2 tRNA genes and 2 rRNA genes are annotated in these 5,226 nt (G+C 54.0%); all 4 read left to right on the forward strand.

Annotation, left to right across the window (positions count from 1 at the left end):
- Positions 1–161: 161 nt before the first annotated feature.
- Positions 162–1,694, forward strand: a 16S ribosomal RNA gene (locus tag C0Z16_RS36695).
- A 65-nt stretch (positions 1,695–1,759) separates the two neighbouring features.
- Positions 1,760–1,836 (forward strand) — tRNA-Ile (locus C0Z16_RS36700).
- Positions 1,837–1,907: 71 nt separating this feature from the next.
- A tRNA-Ala gene (locus C0Z16_RS36705) sits at positions 1,908–1,983 on the forward strand.
- Between the two features lie 321 nt (positions 1,984–2,304).
- Positions 2,305–5,185 (forward strand): 23S ribosomal RNA (locus C0Z16_RS36710).
- The 16S and 23S rRNA genes sit together here with 2 tRNA genes alongside, the layout of an rRNA operon.
- The last annotated feature ends 41 nt before the right edge of the window (positions 5,186–5,226 follow it).

The following is a 5,226-nucleotide window of genomic DNA, read 5'->3' on the forward strand; positions in this document are numbered from 1 at the left end:
CGACGCGAGGTGGATCCTTCGGGGTCTGCCGTAAAGCGGAAGTATCAAGTCTCACACAGTAATGAAAGGAAGGTCAGGCCGTTGAAAGATGGCTGGACACTTCGTCAGTACGTTGAGTGAGCGACCGGGTTCGGAAGAGCCCGAAAAACAGTAACAGGTTTGAACTGAAGAGTTTGATCCTGGCTCAGATTGAACGCTGGCGGCATGCCTTACACATGCAAGTCGAACGGCAGCACGGGGGCAACCCTGGTGGCGAGTGGCGAACGGGTGAGTAATACATCGGAACGTGTCCTGTAGTGGGGGATAGCCCGGCGAAAGCCGGATTAATACCGCATACGCTCTGCGGAGGAAAGCGGGGGATCCTTCGGGACCTCGCGCTACAGGGGCGGCCGATGGCAGATTAGCTAGTTGGTGGGGTAAAGGCCTACCAAGGCGACGATCTGTAGCTGGTCTGAGAGGACGACCAGCCACACTGGGACTGAGACACGGCCCAGACTCCTACGGGAGGCAGCAGTGGGGAATTTTGGACAATGGGGGCAACCCTGATCCAGCAATGCCGCGTGTGTGAAGAAGGCCTTCGGGTTGTAAAGCACTTTTGTCCGGAAAGAAAACTTCGGGGCTAATACCTCTGGGGGATGACGGTACCGGAAGAATAAGCACCGGCTAACTACGTGCCAGCAGCCGCGGTAATACGTAGGGTGCAAGCGTTAATCGGAATTACTGGGCGTAAAGCGTGCGCAGGCGGTCCGCTAAGACAGATGTGAAATCCCCGGGCTTAACCTGGGAACTGCATTTGTGACTGGCGGGCTAGAGTATGGCAGAGGGGGGTAGAATTCCACGTGTAGCAGTGAAATGCGTAGAGATGTGGAGGAATACCGATGGCGAAGGCAGCCCCCTGGGCCAATACTGACGCTCATGCACGAAAGCGTGGGGAGCAAACAGGATTAGATACCCTGGTAGTCCACGCCCTAAACGATGTCAACTAGTTGTCGGGCCTTCATTGGCTTGGTAACGTAGCTAACGCGTGAAGTTGACCGCCTGGGGAGTACGGTCGCAAGATTAAAACTCAAAGGAATTGACGGGGACCCGCACAAGCGGTGGATGATGTGGATTAATTCGATGCAACGCGAAAAACCTTACCTACCCTTGACATGTACGGAACCTGGCTGAGAGGCCGGGGTGCCCGAAAGGGAGCCGTAACACAGGTGCTGCATGGCTGTCGTCAGCTCGTGTCGTGAGATGTTGGGTTAAGTCCCGCAACGAGCGCAACCCTTGTCCCTAGTTGCTACGCAAGAGCACTCCAGGGAGACTGCCGGTGACAAACCGGAGGAAGGTGGGGATGACGTCAAGTCCTCATGGCCCTTATGGGTAGGGCTTCACACGTCATACAATGGTCGGAACAGAGGGTCGCCAACCCGCGAGGGGGAGCCAATCCCAGAAAACCGATCGTAGTCCGGATCGCACTCTGCAACTCGAGTGCGTGAAGCTGGAATCGCTAGTAATCGCGGATCAGCATGCCGCGGTGAATACGTTCCCGGGTCTTGTACACACCGCCCGTCACACCATGGGAGTGGGTTTTACCAGAAGTGGCTAGTCTAACCGCAAGGAGGACGGTCACCACGGTAGGATTCATGACTGGGGTGAAGTCGTAACAAGGTAGCCGTATCGGAAGGTGCGGCTGGATCACCTCCTTTCTCGAGCTAGACGTGTCAAACGTTGAGCGCTCACGCTTATCGGCTGTGAAACTGGACAGGCTCAGGGGTCTGTAGCTCAGTCGGTTAGAGCACCGTCTTGATAAGGCGGGGGTCGATGGTTCGAATCCATCCAGACCCACCACTGTTTCTGCGGTGGCTGCGGCTAATCGGTCAACCCCTGGGTGGTAACAGACAGAGTATCTGTGCATGACTGGGGGATTAGCTCAGCTGGGAGAGCACCTGCTTTGCAAGCAGGGGGTCGTCGGTTCGATCCCGTCATCCTCCACCAATCCTCAATGCGTAGCGTTCTGCGGAAGTAGCAGGTGCAGAGTGCTGTGCATTGGCGATTGAGCCAGTCAGAGTGATACACGGTTATAGCAACCGTGATATCGGCTGTCGTTCTTTAACAATCAGGAAGAAGTAGTAAAGAGATTCACGAAAATACACCTTGAGATGGGTGTGTGAGTAGGTGAATCAGGGTTGTGATTGTATCAATGTATTTTTTAAGTGATCGAAAGATTGCTTTGGAATACGGCGCAACACGAATACTCAACCTGTAGCGAGTGTGAACGGTCGGTCCTTCGGATCGGCAGAGACACACCCGTTATAGGGTCAAGCGAACAAGTGCATGTGGTGGATGCCTTGGCGATCACAGGCGATGAAGGACGCGGTAGCCTGCGAAAAGCTTCGGGGAGCTGGCAAACGAGCTTTGATCCGAAGATGTCCGAATGGGGAAACCCACTCCGAATGGAGTATCCATGACTGAATCCATAGGTCATGAGAAGCGAACGCGGTGAACTGAAACATCTAAGTAACCGCAGGAAAAGAAATCAACCGAGATTCCCAGAGTAGTGGCGAGCGAAATGGGACCAGCCTGCATTCTTTATCTTCGTTGTTAGTCGAACGCTCTGGAAAGTGCGGCCATAGCAGGTGATAGCCCTGTAGACGAAAACAGTGAGGAAGAACTAGGTATGCGACAAGTAGGGCGGGACACGTGAAATCCTGTCTGAAGATGGGGGGACCATCCTCCAAGGCTAAATACTCGTGATCGACCGATAGTGAACCAGTACCGTGAGGGAAAGGCGAAAAGAACCCCGGGAGGGGAGTGAAACAGATCCTGAAACCGCATGCATACAAACAGTCGGAGCCTTCGCAAGGGGGTGACGGCGTACCTTTTGTATAATGGGTCAGCGACTTACATTCAGTGGCAAGCTTAACCGATTAGGGCAGGCGTAGCGAAAGCGAGTCCGAACAGGGCGTCCAGTCGCTGGGTGTAGACCCGAAACCAGGTGATCTATCCATGGCCAGGATGAAGGTGCGGTAACACGTACTGGAGGTCCGAACCCACTAACGTTGAAAAGTTAGGGGATGAGCTGTGGATAGGGGTGAAAGGCTAAACAAACCTGGAAATAGCTGGTTCTCTCCGAAAACTATTTAGGTAGTGCCTCGTGTATCACCTTCGGGGGTAGAGCACTGTCATGGTTGTGGGGTCCATTGCGGATTACTACGCCATAGCAAACTCCGAATACCGAAGAGTGCAATCACGGGAGACAGACATCGGGTGCTAACGTCCGGTGTCAAGAGGGAAACAACCCAGACCGCCAGCTAAGGTCCCCAAATATTGCTAAGTGGGAAACGAAGTGGGAAGGCTAAAACAGTCAGGAGGTTGGCTTAGAAGCAGCCATCCTTTAAAGAAAGCGTAATAGCTCACTGATCGAGTCGTCCTGCGCGGAAGATGTAACGGGGCTAAGCAATATACCGAAGCTGCGGATGCACAGCGATGTGCATGGTAGGAGAGCGTTCCGTAAGCCTGCGAAGGTGCACTGGAAAGTGTGCTGGAGGTATCGGAAGTGCGAATGCTGACATGAGTAGCGATAAAGGGGGTGAAAGGCCCCCTCGCCGTAAGCCCAAGGTTTCCTACGCAACGTTCATCGGCGTAGGGTGAGTCGGCCCCTAAGGCGAGGCAGAAATGCGTAGCTGATGGGAAGCAGGTTAATATTCCTGCACCATTGTTGAATGCGATGGGGGGACGGATCGCGGAAGGTTGTCCGGGTGTTGGAAGTCCCGGTCCTTGCATTGGAGAAGGCGCTTTGGCAAATCCGGGCGCGCAATTCAAGGGTGTGAGGCCAGTCTCTTCGGAGACGAAGCAATCGGAAGTGGTTCCAGGAAAAGCCTCTAAGCTTCAGTTCAACAAGACCGTACCGCAAACCGACACAGGTGGGCGAGATGAGTATTCTAAGGCGCTTGAGAGAACTCGGGAGAAGGAACTCGGCAAATTGGTACCGTAACTTCGGGATAAGGTACGCCCCTGTAGCTTGATGCGCCTGCGCGCAAAGGGTGAAGGGGTTGCAATAAACTGGTGGCTGCGACTGTTTAATAAAAACACAGCACTCTGCAAACACGAAAGTGGACGTATAGGGTGTGACGCCTGCCCGGTGCCGGAAGATTAAATGATGGGGTGCAAGCTCCTGATTGAAGTCCCGGTAAACGGCGGCCGTAACTATAACGGTCCTAAGGTAGCGAAATTCCTTGTCGGGTAAGTTCCGACCTGCACGAATGGCGTAACGATGGCCACACTGTCTCCTCCCGAGACTCAGCGAAGTTGAAGTGTTTGTGATGATGCAATCTCCCCGCGGCTAGACGGAAAGACCCCATGAACCTTTACTGTAGCTTTGCATTGGACTTTGAACCGGTCTGTGTAGGATAGGTGGGAGGCTGTGAAGCGTGGACGCCAGTCTGCGTGGAGCCATCCTTGAAATACCACCCTGATCTGTTTGAGGTTCTAACCTTGGTCCGTAATCCGGATCGGGGACAGTGCATGGTAGGCAGTTTGACTGGGGCGGTCTCCTCCCAAAGTGTAACGGAGGAGTACGAAGGTACGCTAGGTACGGTCGGAAATCGTGCTGATAGTGCAATGGCATAAGCGTGCTTAACTGCGAGACCGACAAGTCGAGCAGGTGCGAAAGCAGGTCATAGTGATCCGGTGGTTCTGTATGGAAGGGCCATCGCTCAACGGATAAAAGGTACTCTGGGGATAACAGGCTGATACCGCCCAAGAGTTCATATCGACGGCGGTGTTTGGCACCTCGATGTCGGCTCATCTCATCCTGGGGCTGTAGCCGGTCCCAAGGGTATGGCTGTTCGCCATTTAAAGAGGTACGTGAGCTGGGTTTAAAACGTCGTGAGACAGTTTGGTCCCTATCTGCCGTGGGCGCTGGATATTTGAAGGGGGCTGCTCCTAGTACGAGAGGACCGGAGTGGACGAACCTCTGGTGTACCGGTTGTCACGCCAGTGGCATCGCCGGGTAGCTATGTTCGGAAGAGATAACCGCTGAAAGCATCTAAGCGGGAAACTCGCCTTAAGATGAGATATCCCCGGGGCTTTAAGCCCCTTGAAGGGTCGTTCAAGACCAGGACGTTGATAGGTCAGGTGTGTAAGCGCAGTAATGCGCTCAGCTAACTGATACTAATTGCCCGTAAGGCTTGATCCTATAACAGGTGTGTCTCGACCCGCGTCAGCGCTTCAGCGCTT

It is taken from the genome of Paraburkholderia rhynchosiae, from assembly GCF_002879865.1.
Taxonomy (GTDB): Bacteria; Pseudomonadota; Gammaproteobacteria; order Burkholderiales; family Burkholderiaceae; genus Paraburkholderia; species Paraburkholderia rhynchosiae.